This window comes from Rhodococcus sp. PSBB066 (assembly GCF_017068255.1).
Lineage (GTDB): Bacteria > Actinomycetota > Actinomycetes > Mycobacteriales > Mycobacteriaceae > Rhodococcus > Rhodococcus aetherivorans.
Genome location: NZ_CP070859.1, coordinates 2,989,510 through 3,004,616, shown reverse-complemented (window position 1 = coordinate 3,004,616; position 15,107 = coordinate 2,989,510). Strand labels below are relative to the sequence as shown.

The following is a 15,107-nucleotide window of genomic DNA, read 5'->3' as shown; positions in this document are numbered from 1 at the left end:
TTCAAACCTTCCTTTCCCGTTAGACGCGACGCCGCTTGGGCGGACGGCAGCCGTTGTGCGGCTGGGGGGTGACGTCGGAGATGGTGCCGACCTCGAGGCCCGCGGCCTGGAGGGAGCGGATCGCCGTCTCGCGGCCCGAGCCCGGGCCCTTCACGAAGACGTCGACCTTCTTGACACCGTGCTCCTGCGCCTTGCGGGCAGCGTTCTCGGCGGCGAGCTGCGCGGCGAACGGGGTCGACTTGCGCGAACCCTTGAAGCCGACGTGGCCGGAGGACGCCCAGGAGATGACGTTGCCGTTCGGGTCCGTGATGGACACGATCGTGTTGTTGAAGGTGCTCTTGATGTGAGCGGCACCGTGCGGGACGTTCTTCTTGTCCCTGCGGCGCGCCTTCTGGGTCTTCTTCGGACCGGTGCTGCGTGACTTGGGAGGCATTACTTCTTCTTTCCTGCGACGGTGCGCTTCGGACCCTTGCGGGTGCGGGCGTTGGTCTTGGTGCGCTGTCCACGCACGGGCAGACCACGACGGTGTCGCAGGCCCTGGTAGCAGCCGATCTCGATCTTGCGACGGATGTCCGCCTGGACCTCGCGACGGAGGTCACCCTCGACCTTGTAGGTCTCCTCGATGAACTCGCGCAGCTTGGCGAGATCCTCGTCGGAGAGGTCCTTGCTGCGCAGATCCGGGCTCACGCCGGTGGCCTCGAGGATCTCCTTCGAGCGGGTACGGCCGATGCCGTAGATGTAGGTCAGTGCGATCTCCATCCGCTTTTCGCGGGGAAGATCGACACCTGCGAGACGTGCCATGTGGCATTCCTATTCGGTGTGCGGAGGTCTGCTCCCAGCCCGTCCCCTGCGTCGTGAAACTGTGTGGTCCCGCGGCCCGGCCGAAGCCGGAACGCCGGTAGTCCGAAACACAGTGGGGCCCCGGCCTCCGAACCGGGGGTGTATCGCGCGGCTCCCCGACGAATCGGGAATCGTGACCGAACGACTGGTGCTGGAAGGTCTTCTCTAGCTTGTTGCCAAGCCGATCTTTCGAAGAGCGGGTGGTCTAGCCCTGGCGCTGCTTGTGGCGCAGGTTCTCGCAGATCACCATGACCCGGCCGTTACGGCGGATCACCTTGCACTTCTCGCAGATCTTCTTGACGCTCGGCTGAACCTTCACGGTGCGTCTGATCTCCTGTGTGTACGCCTGCGGCAGAGCACGAGGCATGCCGCAGACATGGTTCTCCCCGACCGTGCGGCCGGGGAAGCTCTTACTTGTAGCGGTAGACGATGCGCCCACGCGACAGGTCGTAGGGCGAGAGCTCCACGACAACCCGGTCCTCGGGCAGGATGCGAATGTAGTGCTGACGCATCTTGCCGCTGATGTGAGCCAGGACCTTGTGACCGTTCTCGAGCTCAATGCGAAACATCGCATTGGGCAGCGGCTCGATCACGCGACCCTCGACCTCGATGGCTCCGTCTTTCTTGGCCATATCCTCCGCGATCCGTGTTGTTCGGCGTGTGGTTGCATCGGTTTCCGTTACCGTGACGCTCGACGTGACCGGCCTGCGGACAACCGCGGGCCGGCGCGCAGGGCGCACCATCGATCTATGTTACGGGAACTTTCCCACCGGGGCCAAATGCCGAGATGCGAGGAGGACAGCCGTGCGGGCGTTGGTTCAGCGGGTGACGGGTGCCGCGGTCGCGGTCGACGGGCGCGAGGTCGCCCGCATCTCGCCCCGGGCCGGCGGTCACGGGCTGCTCGTGCTCGTCGGCGTGACCCACGACGACGACGCGGCGAAGGCCGCCACGCTCGCCCGGAAGGTGTGGACGTTGCGGATCCTCGAGGACGAGAAGTCCGCGTCCGATCTGGCCGCACCGATCCTCGTCGTCAGCCAGTTCACGCTCATGGCCGACACCCGCAGGAGCCGCCGTCCGTCGTGGTCGGCGGCCGCGCCACGCGCGGTGGCCGAGCCCCTGGTGGACGAGTTCACGACGGCGCTGCGCGGCCTGGGCGCCGACGTGCAGACCGGCGTCTTCGGGGAGCACATGGAGGTGAGCCTGGTGAACGACGGCCCGGTCACCCTCCTGCTCGAGGCGTGAACCGGCGGCGCCCGCGGCCCGAGCGAATGTATCGTTCAGCTCCTTCACGGCAGCGAGCGATACATTCGCTCGCCGCCACCGCCGCTACTCCGGGCGCGGGGTCAGGATGCGCGGACCGTCCTCGGTCACCGCGACGGTGTGCTCCCAGTGCGCGGCGCGGCTGCCGTCGGTCGTGACGACGGTCCACTTGTCGCCGAGCACCTCGGTCTCGTAGGTGCCGAGGGTCAGCATCGGCTCGATGGCGAGCACCGATCCCACCACGAGACGGGGGCCCTTGCCGGGCGCGCCCTCGTTCGGCAGGAACGGGTCCATGTGCATCTCGCGGCCGATGGCGTGGCCGCCGTAGCCGTCGACGATGCCGTAGCTCCGGCCGTGCGCCGACTCCGCGGCGCGGGTACCCAGCTCGATGGCGTGCGAGACGTCGGTGAGCCGGTTGTCCGGCAGCATCGCCGCTATCCCCGCCTCCATCGACAGCCGCGTCGCATCGCTGAGGTCGGCGTCGGCGGCGGAGAGCTCACCGACTCCGAAGGTCCACGCCGAGTCGCCGTGCCAGCCGTCGAGAATCGCGCCGCAGTCGATCGACACGAGATCGCCCTCGGCGAGGATCTCCGTCGCCGAGGGGATGCCGTGCACCACGCGGTCGTTCACCGACGAACAGATCGAGCCGGTGAACCCGTGGTAGCCCAGGAAGGAGGGGACGGCCCCCGCGTCGCGGATGACCGCCTCCGCCACCTGGTCCAGTTCCAGGGTGCTCACGCCCGGCTTCGCCGCCTTCCGTACCGCCACGAGAGCGGCGCCGACGACGGCACCCGCCGCCGCCATCGCATCGAGTTCGCCGGCGGTGCGGAACGGAACCACCTTGCGCTTGCGCCCGAAACCCATCTTCTTGCTCCTGCGTCCTTACTTGCCGAGGGCCGCGAGGGCGCGCGCGTTGATCTCGTCGACCTCGCCGACGGCGTCGACCGTGACGAGCGAATCGGCGTAGTAGTCGAGCAGCGGCGCGGTCTCCTCGCGGTAGACCCGGAGCCGGTTGCGGATGACGTCCTCGGTGTCGTCGGCGCGGCCGCGGGCGAGCATCCGCTCCACCACCACGTCCTCGTCGATGTCGAAGGACAGGACCCCGTCGAGTTGGGTGTCGAGATCCTTCAGGATGGCCTCGAGTTCGCGGGCCTGCTCCACGCTGCGGGGGAAGCCGTCGAGCAGGAAGCCGTTGGCGGCGTCGGGCTCGGCGAGGCGGGCGCGCACCATGTTGTTGGTGATCTCGGCGGGCACGAGCTCCCCGGCGTCGATGTACTTCTTGGCTTCGAGGCCGAGCGGGGTGCCCTGCCCGATGTTGGCCCGGAACAGATCTCCGGTGGAGATTGCGGGGACGCCGAGCTTCTCCGACAGGATGGCGGCCTGCGTGCCCTTGCCGGCACCGGGCGGACCGAGGAGTACAAGTCTCACTTGAGGAACCCTTCGTAGTTGCGCTGCATGAGTTGACTTTCGATCTGCTTGACAGTGTCCAGCGCGACACTGACGAGAATGAGCACCGCGGCGCCGCCGAAGATGCTGGTGGCGGTCTGGCTGCCCGAGAGGAAGAAGTTGGGCAGCGTCGCGATGAGACCCAGGTACAGCGAACCTGGAACCGTGATGCGGTTGAGGACGTAGCTGAGGTACTCGGCAGTGGGGCGTCCCGGCCGGATGCCGGGGATGAATCCGCCGTACTTCTTCATCTCGTCGGCCCGTTCCTCCGGGTTGAAGGTGATGGCGACGTAGAAGAAGACGAAGAAGACGATCAGCGAGAAGTAGATCGCGATGTAAACGGGGTTGTTCGGATTCACCAGGTATTCGTTGATGATCCGCTGCCACCAGCTCGGGTCGGTGGCCGAGGTGGCTCCGGTCAGCTGGGCGATGAGGTTCGGCAGGTACAGCAACGACGACGCGAAGATCACCGGGATGATGCCGGCCTGGTTGACCTTCAGGGGCAGGTAGGTCGAGGAACCGCCGTACATGCGCCGGCCCACCATGCGCTTGGCGTACTGCACCGGGATCCGGCGCTGGCCCTGCTCGACGAACACCACGCCGGTGATGACCACCAGCGCGACGACGAGGACGATGGCGAAGACCAGGCCACCGCGGGACTCGAGGATGGTGCGGCCCTCGGACGGCAGCCGCGAGGCGATGCCGGCGAAGATCAGGATCGACATGCCGTTGCCGACGCCGCGCTCGGTGATGAGCTCACCGAACCACATGACGAGTGCCGCACCGGCCGTCATGACCAGCACGATCACGACCATGCCGAAGATGCTGTCGTCGGCCAGGATCGGTTCGGTACAGCCCTGCAGCAGCTGACCACGGGCCGCGAGGGCGACGATGCCGGTGGACTGCAGCACGGCGAGCGCCACCGCGAGGTACCGCGTGTACTGCGTCATCTTGGCCTGGCCGGCCTGGCCCTCCTTGCGGAGTTCCTCGAATCGTGGAATGACCACCGTCAGCAGCTGGACGATGATGCTCGCGGTGATGAACGGCATGATGCCGATCGCGAACACCGACAGCTGTAGCAGCGCGCCACCGGAGAACAGATTGATCAGCGAGTAGATCCCGGCGGAGTCGCCGCCGCTGAGCTGATCGATGCAGGCGCGCACATTGCCGTAGTCGACGCCCGGAGACGGCAACGTCGCGCCGAGGCGGTACAGGGCCACCAACCCGAGCGCGACGAGGATCTTCCGCCTCAGGTCCGGGGTCCTGAGGGCCGAGACGAAGGCGGAAAGCAAAGATCCTCCTGGCAGGGCGAAACGGGAGACTGTGGATCGACGCGCGGGGTCCGACGGTCGACAACTCTTGAACTCTAGCAGCGCGCCCCGGACCGGTGCCGTGGCGCCGGGTCGGGGCGGCTCGCACGCGCGGCGGATGTGCTCCGCCGCGCGGCACGCGGTGGGGTGCGAACGCCGAACGGCCGCACTGCGGGACGTGCTGCAGTGCGGCCGTTCTCGAGCTGTGCGTCACGCACGAGCGAACCGGTCAGGCCAGTTCGGTCGCGGTGCCGCCGGCAGCGGCGATCTTCTCCTTGGCGGAACCGGAGAACTTGTTCGCGGTCACCTGCACGGCAACCGTGAGCTCGCCCTCGCCGAGGACCTTCACGAGCTGGTTCTTGCGAACCGCGCCCTTGGCGACGAGCTCGTCGACGCCGACCTGGCCACCCTCGGGGAACAGGCGGGCGATGTCGCCGACATTGACGACCTGGTATTCGGTGCGGAAGGCGTTCTTGAAGCCCTTGAGCTTCGGCAGCCGCATGTGCAGCGGCATCTGGCCACCCTCGAAGGCCGCCGAGACGTTCTTGCGCGCCTTGGTGCCCTTCGTACCGCGACCGGCGGTCTTGCCCTTCGAACCCTCACCGCGGCCGACGCGGGTCTTGTCCGTCTTCGCGCCCGGGGCCGGGCGCAGGTGGTGCAGCTTGATGGTCACTTGGAGGCCTCCTCAGCAGTGACTTCCTCGACAACGACGAGGTGACGCACCACGTTGATCAAGCCGCGGTTCTGCGCGTTGTCCTCGCGGACCACGGACTGGCGGATCTTCCGCAGACCGAGGGTGCGCAGGCTGTCGCGCTGGTTCGACTTGGCGCCGATGGTGCTCTTGACCTGCGTGATCTTCAGCTCTGCCATTACTTCACGCTCCCAGCAGCCTGTGCCCGGGCGCGCAGCATGCCCGCAGGTGCGACGTCCTCGAGGGGCAGACCGCGGCGAGCCGCGACTTCCTCGGGGCGCTGCAGCTGCTTGAGGGCGGCCACGGTGGCGTGCACGACGTTGATGGCGTTGTCGCTACCGAGCGACTTCGACAGGATGTCGTGGATGCCCGCGCATTCGAGCACGGCACGCACCGCGCCACCGGCGATCACACCGGTACCCGGCGAGGCCGGACGCAGCATGACGACACCCGCCGCGGCCTCACCCTGCACCGGGTGGGTGACGGTGGAGCCGATGAGCGGGACGCGGAAGAAGCCCTTGCGCGCTTCCTCGACACCCTTCTGGATGGCCGCGGGAACTTCCTTGGCCTTGCCGTAGCCGACGCCGACCAGGCCGTTGCCGTCGCCCACGATCACCAGCGCGGTGAAGCTGAAGCGACGGCCGCCCTTGACGACCTTCGACACACGGTTGATCGAGACGACACGCTCGATGTAGTTCGACTTCTCGGCGGCACCGCCGCCACGCGAGTCACGATCGCGGCGGTCGCGACCACCACGCTGGTCCCCGGTGTTGGGGCCATTCTGTCCGGCGGGGCCGTTGCCGCCGTCACGCCGCTGACGTCCCGGCATCAGGCGTTCCTTCCGTTCGAAGAGATGGTCATCAGAACTTCAACCCGCTTTCGCGAGCCGCGTCTGCGAGGGCCGCGATCCGGCCGCTGTAGGTGTGGCCGCCGCGGTCGAAGACCACGGCCTCCACGCCGGCAGCCTTGGCACGCTCGGCGAGCAGCTGACCGACCTTGGCGCCGCGCGCCTTCTTGTCGCCCTCGACCGCACGCACGTCCGGCTCGACGGTCGAGGCCGCCGCCAGGGTGGTGCCCGTCAGGTCGTCCACCAGCTGGGCGTGGATGTGGCGCGAGGACCGGTTCACGACGAGACGGGGACGCTCGGCGGTGCCGGCGACCTTCTTGCGCAGACGGAAGTGCCGACGCTGCTTCGACAGCCGACGCCGGGTGGACGCGTCCTTGCCGAGCGGAATCCGCTTGGCCTTCTGGTTCTCGGTCTGGCTCATGATCACTTACCCGTCTTTCCGACCTTGCGGCGCACCTGCTCGCCCTCGTAGCGGATGCCCTTGCCCTTGTACGGGTCGGACTTGCGCAGCCGGCGGATGTTGGCCGCGATCTGGCCGACCTTCTGCTTGTCGATGCCCGAGATCGAGAACTTCGTCGGCGACTCGACCGCGAACGTGATGCCCTCGGGGGCCTCGATCGGGACCGGGTGGCTGTAGCCGAGCGAGAACTCGAGGTCCTTGCCCTTGAGCGCGACGCGGTAACCGACGCCGTGGATCTCCATCTTCGTGGTGTACCCCTGGGTGACACCGTCGATGAGGTTCTGCACGAGGGTGCGCGACAGGCCGTGCAGCGCACGGCTGCGGCGCTCGTCGTTCGGACGGCTCACGTTGAGCGCGCCGTCCTCACCCTTGGCGATGGTGATCGGCTCGGCGATGGTCAGCGAGAGGTTGCCCTTGGGGCCCTTCACTGCGACGTCCTGGCCGTCGATGGTCACCTCGACACCCGAGGGGACGGTGACCGGAAGCTTTCCAATACGCGACATTGTGGTGGCCTCCCTTACCAGACGTAGGCGAGGACTTCCCCGCCCACTCCCTGCTTGGCCGCCTGGCGATCGGTGAGCAGGCCGGAGGACGTGGAGATGATCGCCACGCCGAGGCCGCCCAGGACCTTGGGCAGGTTGGTTGATTTCGCGTACACGCGCAGGCCGGGCTTCGACACGCGGCGCACACCGGCGAGGCTGCGCTCACGGGAAGGGCCGTACTTGAGGTCGACGACGAGGGTCTTGCCCACCTCGGCATCCTCGGTGCGGAAGTCGGCGATGTAGCCCTCACGCTTGAGGATCTCGGCGATGTTCGCCTTGATCTTCGAGTGGGGAAGCTTCACCTCGTCGTGGTACGCCGTGTTGGCGTTGCGCAGACGCGTCAAGAAGTCTGCGATGGGGTCGGTCATGGTCATGGCTGACCTGTTCACCTTTCTCGTTGCGGTTCCCATGCAACACCGGCAGTGGTGACGAATCACCGGTGCGCCGGCCGTGGGCCTACGACGAACTTGGTTTCATGCGGACCGGACGCGGATGCGACCGGCCCCTGACAGTAGTGACGGTGGGTGACCCTGCGGTCACCCACCGTTCACGTCACCAGGAGCTCTTGTGAACTCCGGGAAGCTCACCGCGGTGTGCCATCTCACGGAGGCAGACGCGGCAGAGACCGAACTTGCGGAACACCGCGTGGGGGCGCCCGCAACGCTGGCAGCGGGTGTAGGCGCGCACCGCGAACTTCGGCTTCTTGTTGGCCTTGTTGACCAGTGCCTTCTTAGCCATGGGCTCAGTTCTCCTTGAACGGGAAGCCGAGGTGCTTCAGCAGGGCACGGCCTTCTTCGTTGTTGGTGGCGGTCGTGACGACGGTGATGTCCATGCCGCGCGGGCGATCGATCTTGTCCACGTCGATCTCGTGGAACATCGACTGCTCGTTCAGGCCGAACGTGTAGTTGCCGTTGCCGTCGAACTGGTTGCCGTTGAGGCCACGGAAGTCCCGGATACGGGGCAGCGCGATGGAGACCAGGCGGTCCAGGAACTCCCACATGCGGTCGCCGCGCAGCGTGACGCGCGCACCGATCGGCATGCCCTCACGGAGCTTGAACTGCGCGATCGACTTGCGAGCCTTGCGGATCTCCGGCTTCTGGCCGGTGATCAGGGCCAGGTCGGCGACGGCGCCGTTGATCAGCTTCGCGTCGCGGGCGGCGTCACCGACACCCATGTTGACGACGACCTTCACGACGCCGGGGATCTGCATGACGTTCGCGTAGTCGAACTCCGCGTTCAGCGCGTCGCGGATCTCCTCGCGGTACCGGGTCTTCAGACGCGGTGCGGTCTTGTTCTCGGTGGTGGTCATGTCAGATGTCCTTCCCGTTCTTCCGGGAAATCCGAACGCGCTTGCCGGTTTCCTCGTCGGTCCGGTAGCCCACCCGGGTGGGGTTGCCGTCCGAGTCGATGACAGCGACGTTGGAAACGTGGATCGGGGCCTCCTGCGTCACGATGCCCCCGGAGGAGGCGCCGCGCTCGTTGGCCGAGACCGCCGTGTGCTTCTTGATCCGGTTCACGCCCTCGACGAGGACCCGGTTCTCCTTCGGGTAGGCCGCGATGACCTTGCCCTTGGCACCCTTGTCCTTGCCCGAGATGACGAGCACGGTGTCGCCCTTGTGCACCTTCATCACAGCACCTCCGGAGCGAGCGAGACGATCTTCATGAACCGCTTGTCGCGCAGCTCACGGCCGACGGGGCCGAAGATGCGGGTGCCGCGCGGGTCGTTGTCACCCTTGATGATGACGGCGGCGTTCTCGTCGAACTTGATGTACGAGCCGTCCGGCCGGCGGCGCTCCTTGGAGGTGCGCACGACGACAGCCTTGACGACGTCACCACGCTTGACGTTGCCACCGGGGATCGCGTCCTTCACGGTGGCGACGATGATGTCACCGATACCGGCGTAGCGACGGGACGAGCCACCGAGAACGCGGATGCAGAGAATCTCCTTGGCACCCGTGTTGTCGGCGACGCGCAGTCGCGACTCCTGCTGGATCACTTACTTCTCCTTGACCTGGCTGAATTCGACAGATCCGGGTGCGCGCACCCTTTTCTGTCTGCACGGCGGATTTCCGACCCGACGTGCACGGTCCGTACCCACGAAGGTGGGGCTGTCCCGGCGCTGCCTGAAGCAGGCCGCTCGAGACAACCCCACCATCGTACTGGGTCCCTTCGTCACCCCCGCGGCGGGGGGTGGAGGAGGCCTTACTTGGCCTTCTCGAGCACCTCGACCAGACGCCACCGCTTGGTCGCGGACAGCGGACGGGTCTCCATCAGCTGCACGCGGTCGCCGATGCCGGCCACGCCGTTCTCGTCGTGCGCCTTCACCTTGGTGGTACGGCGGATGATCTTGCCGTACAGCGGGTGCTTCACCCGGTCCTCGAGCTCGACCACGATCGTCTTCTCCATCTTGTCGGAGACGACGTAGCCGATGCGGACCTTGCGGCTGGCGCGCTCTTCCTTCTGGGTCACTGCCTTTTCCTCACTCATGCCGCGTCACCCGCATCCGGGCCGGAGGCCAGGCCGAGCTCGCGCTCACGCAGCACCGTGTAGATGCGAGCGATCTCGTTGCGCACGACGCGCAGCCGGCGGTTGTTGTCCAGCTGGCCGGTGGCCATCTGGAAACGAAGGTTGAACAGCTCTTCCTTCGCTTCGCGGAGCTTGGTGACCAGCTCTTCCTCGGTCAGCTCGCGGAGCTCTGTGGCGGGGGTTCCGGTAGCCATCAGAACTGCTCCTCCCTCGTCACGATCCTGCACTTGCACGGGAGCTTGTGCATCGCGCGCCGAAGGGCCTCGCGGGCAATCTCCTCGTTCGGGTAGCTCATCTCGAACATCACCCGTCCGGGCTTGACGTTCGCGACCCACCACTCGGGCGAGCCCTTACCGGAACCCATGCGGGTCTCGGCCGGCTTCTTGGTGAGGGGGCGATCCGGGAAGATGTTGATCCAGATCTTGCCGCCACGCTTGATGTGCCGGGTCATGGCGATACGAGCGGACTCGATCTGCCGGTTGGTGATGTAGGCCGGCTCGAGAGCCTGGATGCCGTAGTCACCGAAGGTCACCTGGGTCCCACCCTTGGCGGCACCCGAGCGGCTCGGGTGGTGCTGCTTGCGGTGCTTGACCCGCCGTGGGATCAACATGCGTCAGCCCTCCTGATTCTCGGTCGGAGCGGGTGCATCGGCGGAGGCGGCGCGGCCGGCGTCGGTGCTCGTCGCGGTGGTGCCCGAGGCACCGGAGCGACGGGGACGGCTCGGACGCTCGCGACGGGGGCGGTCGGCCGGGGCGGCGGCCGCAGCGGCCAGCTCACGACGGCCACCGACGATGTCGCCCTTGTAGATCCAGACCTTCACGCCGATGCGGCCGAAGGTGGTCTTCGCCTCGTACAGGCCGTAGTCGATGTCCGCGCGCAGCGTGTGCAGCGGGACCCGGCCCTCGCGGTAGAACTCCGAGCGGGACATCTCGGCGCCGCCGAGGCGGCCCGAGCACTGCACCCGGATGCCCTTGACGTTGGGCTGGCGCATGGCCGACTGGATGGCCTTGCGCATGGCGCGACGGAACGCGACGCGGTTCGAGAGCTGCTCGGCGACGCCCTGCGCCACCAGCTGAGCCTCGGACTCGGCGTTCTTGACCTCGAGGATGTTCAGCTGAACCTGCTTGCCGGTCAGCTTCTCGAGCTCGGCGCGGATGCGATCGGCCTCGGCGCCGCGGCGGCCGATGACGATGCCCGGACGCGCGGTGTGGATGTCCACACGCACACGGTCGCGGGTGCGCTCGATCTCGACCTTGGCGATGCCGGCACGCTCGAGGCCGGTGGCCAGGAACTTGCGGATCGCGACGTCTTCCTTCACGTACTCCGCGTACTGCTTGTCGGCGTACCAGCGCGACTTCCAGTCGGTGGTGATGCCCAGACGGAAGCCGTGCGGGTTGATCTTCTGGCCCACTACTGAGCTCCCTTCCGGCGGTTACGGTTTCCAGCAGACGCAGGCGCCTTGCTCTCGACGATCACGGTGATGTGGCTCGTCCGCTTGCGGATGCGGAATGCACGGCCCTGGGCGCGCGGCTGGAACCGCTTGAGGGTCGCGCCCTCGTCGACGTACGCCGTCGCGACGACAAGCGTGCTCGGGTCGAGGTCGAGGTTGTTCTGCGCGTTCGCGGCGGCGCTCGCGATCACCTTGGCGACCGGCTCGGCCGCGGCCTGCGGTGCGAACTTCAGGATCGACAGAGCCTCGTCCACGGACTTGCCCCGGACGATGTCGACGACGCGGCGCGCCTTCATCGGGGTCACGCGCACGTGGCGCGCAACAGCCCGAGCGCTGTTTGCGGGTGTTTCGGTGCTCAGCTGTGCCGAGCTCTTCGCGTTGCTCATCGGCGCTTGCTCTTCCGGTCGTCCTTGATGTGGCCCTTGAACGTACGGGTCGGCGCGAACTCGCCGAGCTTGTGGCCGACCATCGACTCCGAGACGAACACCGGCACGTGCTTGCGACCGTCGTGGACGGCGAACGTGTGACCGATGAAGTCGGGCAGAATGGTGGAACGGCGCGACCAGGTCTTGATGACCTGCTTGGTGCCCTTTTCGTTCTGCGTATCGACCTTCGCCAGGAGGTGGTCGTCGACGAACGGGCCCTTCTTGAGGCTGCGTGGCATTCTCTAACTCCCTCCTTGACTAGCGCTTCTTGCCGGTACGGCGACGACGGACGATGAGCTTGTCGGACGCCTTGTTCTTGCGGGTGCGGCCCTCGGGCTTGCCCCACGGGCTGACCGGGTGGCGACCACCCGAGGTCTTGCCCTCACCACCGCCGTGCGGGTGGTCGACCGGGTTCATGACCACACCACGGACGGTCGGGCGCTTGCCCTTCCAGCGCATGCGGCCGGCCTTGCCCCAGTTGATGTTCGACTGCTCGGCGTTGCCGACCTCGCCGACGGTGGCGCGGCAGCGCACGTCGACGCGACGGATCTCACCGGAGGGCATACGCAGGGTGGCGTAGGTGCCTTCCTTACCGAGCAGCTGGATGCTGGCGCCGGCGGAGCGGGCCATCTTGGCGCCGCCGCCCGGACGCAGTTCCACCGCGTGGATGGTGGTACCGGTCGGGATGTTGCGCAGCGGCAGGTTGTTGCCGGGCTTGATGTCGGCCTGCGGGCCGGACTCGACCGGGGCGCCCTGCACCAGGCCCTTGGGGGCGATGATGTAGCGCTTCTCGCCGTCCACGTAGTGCAGCAGCGCGATGCGGGCGGTGCGGTTGGGGTCGTACTCGATGTGAGCGACCTTGGCCGGGATGCCGTCCTTGTCGTTGCGGCGGAAGTCGATCAGGCGGTAGGCACGCTTGTGTCCGCCACCCTTGTGACGGGTGGTGATGCGGCCGTGCGCGTTGCGACCACCGCGGCCGTGCAGCGGGCGAACCAGCGACTTCTCGGGCGTCGAGCGGGTGATCTCGGCGAAGTCCGAGACACTCGCGCCGCGCCGACCCGGGGTTGTCGGCTTGTACTTACGAATTGCCATGAGTCTTCTCGTCCTCTATCTCTCGAGACCCGGCCGCCTACGCGACCGGCCCTCCGAAGATCTCGATGGGCTTGCTGTCGGCCGACAGGGTCACGAGCGCGCGCTTGGTGTCCTTGCGCTTGCCGTAACCGAACCGGGTCCGCTTGCGCTTGCCCTGACGGTTGGCGGTGTTGACGCTGGTCACCTTGACGCCGAAGACCTTCTCGACGGCAATCTTGATCTGCGTCTTGTTCGAGTCCGGGTGCACCAGGAAGGTGTAGGTGCCTTCCTCCATCAGCCCGTAGGACTTCTCGGAGATGACCGGAGCCAGCAGGATGTCGCGCGGATCCGCGATCGTGCTCACTTGCTCTCCTCCTTCTCTGCCTGGGCGGACTCGGCCGGCCCGTGGATGAACGTGTCGAGCGCCTCGACGCTGAACACGACGTCGTCGCTGTAGAGCACGTCGTAGGTGTTCAGCTGGTCCGGAGCGATCGCGTGCACGTTCTGCAGGTTCTGCACGCTCTTCCACGCCGCGAGATCCTCACGGCCGACGACGAGGAGCAGGTTCCTGCGATCGGTCAGCTCCGCGAGGAAGGTGCGCGCGCCCTTGGTCGACGGCGTCTGTCCGGCCACGAGCTCGGTGATCACGTGGATGCGCTCGTTGCGGGCCCGGTCGGAGAGGGCACCGCGGAGGGCGGCGGCCTTCATCTTCTTGGGGGTGCGCTGGCTGTAGTCGCGCGGCTGCGGGCCGTGCACGGTGCCACCGCCGGCGAACTGCGGCGCGCGGGTCGAACCCTGGCGGGCGCGGCCGGTGCCCTTCTGGCGGTACGGCTTCCGGCCACCGCCGCGGACCTCGCCGCGGGTCTTGGTGGCGTGCGTGCCCTGGCGAGCCGCGGCGAGCTGCGCGACAACCACCTGGTGGAGCAGCGCGATGTTCGCGGGGGCGTCGAAGATCTCGGCGGGGAGATCGACGGTGCCGTTGGTCTGGCCGCCGGGGGCCTTGACGTCGAGCGTCAGCTTGGTTGCGGTCTCGGTGCTGGTCATGCCCGTGCACCACCCTTCACTGCGGTCTTGACGATCACGACGCCGCCCTTGCGGCCCGGGATCGCACCCTTGATCAGCAGCAGGCCGTTCTCGGCGTCCACCTTGTGGACCGAGAGGTTCTGCGTCGTGATGCGGTCGCTACCCATGCGCCCGGACATGCGGGTTCCCTTGAACACGCGGCCCGGGGTGGCGCAGCCACCGATGGAGCCCGGACGACGGTGCACAGCCTGCGCACCGTGCGAGGCGCCCTGGCCGGCGAAGCCGTGGCGCTTCATGGTGCCGGCGAAGCCCTTGCCCTTGGAGGTGCCGGTGACGTCGACGAATGCGCCGTCCTCGAAGACCTCGGCGGTCAGTTCCTGGCCGATCTCGAAGCCCTCGGTGTCGTCGACGCGAAGCTCGACGATGTGGCGGCGAGGGGTGACACCCGCCTTGGCGAACTGGCCGGCGACCGGCTTGGTGACCTTGCGCGGGTCGATCGCACCGTAGGCGAGCTGCACGGCGCTGTAGCCGTCGCGCTCCTCGGTGCGGATCTGGGTGACCACGTTCGGTCCGGCCTTGACGACGGTGACCGGAACGACCCGGTTGTTCTCGTCGAAGACCTGGGTCATGCCGAGCTTGGTGCCCAGGATTCCCTTGATCTGGTTAGTCATGTGTTGTCTCCGCTGCGTCTTCTACAAGCTCGCTGGTCTCGAAAGTCACTGAATGTTGACGTCGACGCTCGCCGGGAGGTCGATGCGCATGAGCGCGTCGACGGTCTTGGGCGTCGGGTCGAGGATGTCGATCAGCCGCTTGTGAGTCCGCATCTCGAAGTGCTCGCGCGAGTCCTTGTACTTGTGCGGCGAGCGGATGACGCAGTACACGTTCTTTTCGGTGGGCAACGGCACCGGGCCGACCACGCGGGCGCCCGTGCGGGTCACCGTCTCGACGATCTTGCGCGCAGATGCGTCGATCGCCTCATGGTCATAGGCCTTGAGCCTGATGCGGATCTTTTGTCCCGCCACGCTTAGTGTCCTTTTCTTGCCGCGTTTCGTAGTACCCGAACGAGTCGGGAACCACCTCGTCTGCACAGTTCCACCCGAACGGCGACGGCGAACAGCACTCTTCACACTTCGTGACCGGGCGCACCCGATCCGCATGCCGCTGTTCATCTGTCATTGTTCTCCGGCACACGCGGTCGGGCGTGTCGCCCTACTGC

29 protein-coding genes are annotated in these 15,107 nt (G+C 67.0%); 1 reads left to right on the top strand and 28 read right to left on the bottom strand.

What is annotated here, in order from left to right; genetic code table 11:
- Window positions 1-19: 19 nt before the first annotated feature.
- The 4 genes from rpsK to infA form a co-directional block, all read right to left on the bottom strand.
- Complete coding sequence (rpsK, locus tag JYA75_RS13660) at window positions 20-433, bottom strand: 30S ribosomal protein S11 (RefSeq protein WP_003938066.1); 414 nt, start codon at window positions 431-433, stop codon at window positions 20-22.
- Window positions 433-801, bottom strand: coding sequence for a 30S ribosomal protein S13 (rpsM, locus tag JYA75_RS13655; protein WP_003938067.1), 369 nt, complete (start codon window positions 799-801; stop codon window positions 433-435). The genes rpsK and rpsM overlap by 1 nt, the downstream gene beginning before the upstream one ends.
- A 244-nt stretch (window positions 802-1,045) precedes the next feature.
- The gene (gene rpmJ / locus JYA75_RS13650) at window positions 1,046-1,159 is read right to left on the bottom strand and encodes a 50S ribosomal protein L36 (protein ID WP_003938068.1); all 114 of its coding nucleotides are present in this window, start codon (window positions 1,157-1,159) and stop codon (window positions 1,046-1,048) included.
- 91 nt (window positions 1,160-1,250) lie between these two features.
- Window positions 1,251-1,472, bottom strand: a complete 222-nt coding sequence (gene infA / locus JYA75_RS13645) for a translation initiation factor IF-1 (protein ID WP_003886926.1) — start codon at window positions 1,470-1,472, stop codon at window positions 1,251-1,253.
- Between the two features lie 172 nt (window positions 1,473-1,644).
- Between infA and dtd the strand changes: the two genes are divergently transcribed.
- Complete coding sequence (dtd, locus tag JYA75_RS13640) at window positions 1,645-2,082, top strand: D-aminoacyl-tRNA deacylase (protein WP_006947171.1); 438 nt, start codon at window positions 1,645-1,647, stop codon at window positions 2,080-2,082.
- 84 nt (window positions 2,083-2,166) lie between these two features.
- Here the strand turns inward: dtd and map are convergent, their stop codons facing one another.
- From map to rpsJ, 24 genes are all read right to left on the bottom strand, one after another.
- Window positions 2,167-2,964: a type I methionyl aminopeptidase gene (map, locus tag JYA75_RS13635; protein WP_006947169.1), complete on the bottom strand. Its 798-nt coding sequence runs from the start codon at window positions 2,962-2,964 to the stop codon at window positions 2,167-2,169.
- 18 nt (window positions 2,965-2,982) lie between these two features.
- Window positions 2,983-3,528: an adenylate kinase gene (locus tag JYA75_RS13630; RefSeq protein ID WP_006947168.1), complete on the bottom strand. Its 546-nt coding sequence runs from the start codon at window positions 3,526-3,528 to the stop codon at window positions 2,983-2,985.
- On the bottom strand, window positions 3,525-4,838 hold the full coding sequence (gene secY / locus JYA75_RS13625) for a preprotein translocase subunit SecY (protein WP_165037754.1): 1,314 nt from the start codon (window positions 4,836-4,838) through the stop codon (window positions 3,525-3,527). The genes JYA75_RS13630 and secY overlap by 4 nt, the downstream gene beginning before the upstream one ends.
- Before the next feature lie 247 nt (window positions 4,839-5,085).
- Complete coding sequence (rplO, locus tag JYA75_RS13620) at window positions 5,086-5,529, bottom strand: 50S ribosomal protein L15 (protein WP_006947166.1); 444 nt, start codon at window positions 5,527-5,529, stop codon at window positions 5,086-5,088.
- Window positions 5,526-5,726 carry a 50S ribosomal protein L30 gene (rpmD, locus tag JYA75_RS13615; RefSeq protein WP_006947165.1) on the bottom strand — a complete coding sequence of 67 codons (201 nt, stop codon included), beginning with the start codon at window positions 5,724-5,726 and terminating at the stop codon, window positions 5,526-5,528. Before rpmD ends, rplO begins: the two co-directional genes overlap by 4 nt.
- Window positions 5,726-6,376, bottom strand: a complete 651-nt coding sequence (gene rpsE / locus JYA75_RS13610; RefSeq protein ID WP_006947163.1) for a 30S ribosomal protein S5 — start codon at window positions 6,374-6,376, stop codon at window positions 5,726-5,728. Before rpsE ends, rpmD begins: the two co-directional genes overlap by 1 nt.
- A gap of 31 nt (window positions 6,377-6,407) precedes the next feature.
- Window positions 6,408-6,815: a 50S ribosomal protein L18 gene (gene rplR / locus JYA75_RS13605; RefSeq protein ID WP_029544906.1), complete on the bottom strand. Its 408-nt coding sequence runs from the start codon at window positions 6,813-6,815 to the stop codon at window positions 6,408-6,410.
- 2 nt (window positions 6,816-6,817) lie between these two features.
- Window positions 6,818-7,357, bottom strand: coding sequence for a 50S ribosomal protein L6 (gene rplF, locus JYA75_RS13600; protein WP_006947161.1), 540 nt, complete (start codon window positions 7,355-7,357; stop codon window positions 6,818-6,820).
- A 14-nt stretch (window positions 7,358-7,371) separates the two neighbouring features.
- Window positions 7,372-7,770 (bottom strand): 30S ribosomal protein S8, encoded by a 399-nt coding sequence (rpsH, locus tag JYA75_RS13595; RefSeq protein ID WP_017681442.1) that lies wholly within the window; start codon window positions 7,768-7,770, stop codon window positions 7,372-7,374.
- Window positions 7,771-7,948: 178 nt separating this feature from the next.
- Complete coding sequence (locus tag JYA75_RS13590) at window positions 7,949-8,134, bottom strand: type Z 30S ribosomal protein S14 (RefSeq protein WP_006947159.1); 186 nt, start codon at window positions 8,132-8,134, stop codon at window positions 7,949-7,951.
- Window positions 8,135-8,138: 4 nt separating this feature from the next.
- Window positions 8,139-8,705, bottom strand: a complete 567-nt coding sequence (gene rplE / locus JYA75_RS13585; protein WP_006947158.1) for a 50S ribosomal protein L5 — start codon at window positions 8,703-8,705, stop codon at window positions 8,139-8,141.
- A 1-nt stretch (window position 8,706) separates the two neighbouring features.
- A complete protein-coding gene (rplX, locus tag JYA75_RS13580; protein WP_006947157.1) occupies window positions 8,707-9,024 on the bottom strand; it encodes a 50S ribosomal protein L24 in 318 nt (105 codons plus the stop codon).
- Window positions 9,024-9,392, bottom strand: a complete 369-nt coding sequence (rplN, locus tag JYA75_RS13575) for a 50S ribosomal protein L14 (RefSeq protein ID WP_006947156.1) — start codon at window positions 9,390-9,392, stop codon at window positions 9,024-9,026. Before rplN ends, rplX begins: the two co-directional genes overlap by 1 nt.
- A gap of 206 nt (window positions 9,393-9,598) precedes the next feature.
- Entirely contained in the window at window positions 9,599-9,883 is a 285-nt protein-coding gene (rpsQ, locus tag JYA75_RS13570) for a 30S ribosomal protein S17 (protein ID WP_026137932.1), read from the bottom strand.
- On the bottom strand, window positions 9,880-10,116 hold the full coding sequence (rpmC, locus tag JYA75_RS13565) for a 50S ribosomal protein L29 (RefSeq protein ID WP_003938084.1): 237 nt from the start codon (window positions 10,114-10,116) through the stop codon (window positions 9,880-9,882). Before rpmC ends, rpsQ begins: the two co-directional genes overlap by 4 nt.
- Window positions 10,116-10,532, bottom strand: coding sequence for a 50S ribosomal protein L16 (rplP, locus tag JYA75_RS13560; protein WP_006947154.1), 417 nt, complete (start codon window positions 10,530-10,532; stop codon window positions 10,116-10,118). Before rplP ends, rpmC begins: the two co-directional genes overlap by 1 nt.
- Window positions 10,533-10,535: 3 nt before the next feature.
- A complete protein-coding gene (rpsC, locus tag JYA75_RS13555; protein WP_003938086.1) occupies window positions 10,536-11,333 on the bottom strand; it encodes a 30S ribosomal protein S3 in 798 nt (265 codons plus the stop codon).
- Window positions 11,333-11,758: a 50S ribosomal protein L22 gene (gene rplV, locus JYA75_RS13550; RefSeq protein WP_037201025.1), complete on the bottom strand. Its 426-nt coding sequence runs from the start codon at window positions 11,756-11,758 to the stop codon at window positions 11,333-11,335. The genes rpsC and rplV overlap by 1 nt, the downstream gene beginning before the upstream one ends.
- Window positions 11,755-12,036, bottom strand: coding sequence for a 30S ribosomal protein S19 (gene rpsS, locus JYA75_RS13545; RefSeq protein ID WP_003938088.1), 282 nt, complete (start codon window positions 12,034-12,036; stop codon window positions 11,755-11,757). The genes rplV and rpsS overlap by 4 nt, the downstream gene beginning before the upstream one ends.
- A 19-nt stretch (window positions 12,037-12,055) precedes the next feature.
- Entirely contained in the window at window positions 12,056-12,889 is an 834-nt protein-coding gene (gene rplB / locus JYA75_RS13540; RefSeq protein WP_003938089.1) for a 50S ribosomal protein L2, read from the bottom strand.
- Between the two features lie 37 nt (window positions 12,890-12,926).
- Window positions 12,927-13,232 (bottom strand): 50S ribosomal protein L23, encoded by a 306-nt coding sequence (rplW, locus tag JYA75_RS13535; RefSeq protein WP_003938090.1) that lies wholly within the window; start codon window positions 13,230-13,232, stop codon window positions 12,927-12,929.
- A complete protein-coding gene (gene rplD, locus JYA75_RS13530) occupies window positions 13,229-13,912 on the bottom strand; it encodes a 50S ribosomal protein L4 (RefSeq protein ID WP_006947148.1) in 684 nt (227 codons plus the stop codon). Before rplD ends, rplW begins: the two co-directional genes overlap by 4 nt.
- A complete protein-coding gene (gene rplC / locus JYA75_RS13525; RefSeq protein ID WP_006947147.1) occupies window positions 13,909-14,562 on the bottom strand; it encodes a 50S ribosomal protein L3 in 654 nt (217 codons plus the stop codon). The genes rplD and rplC overlap by 4 nt, the downstream gene beginning before the upstream one ends.
- A 45-nt stretch (window positions 14,563-14,607) precedes the next feature.
- A complete protein-coding gene (gene rpsJ / locus JYA75_RS13520) occupies window positions 14,608-14,913 on the bottom strand; it encodes a 30S ribosomal protein S10 (RefSeq protein WP_003938093.1) in 306 nt (101 codons plus the stop codon).
- Between the last annotated feature and the right edge of the window lie 194 nt (window positions 14,914-15,107).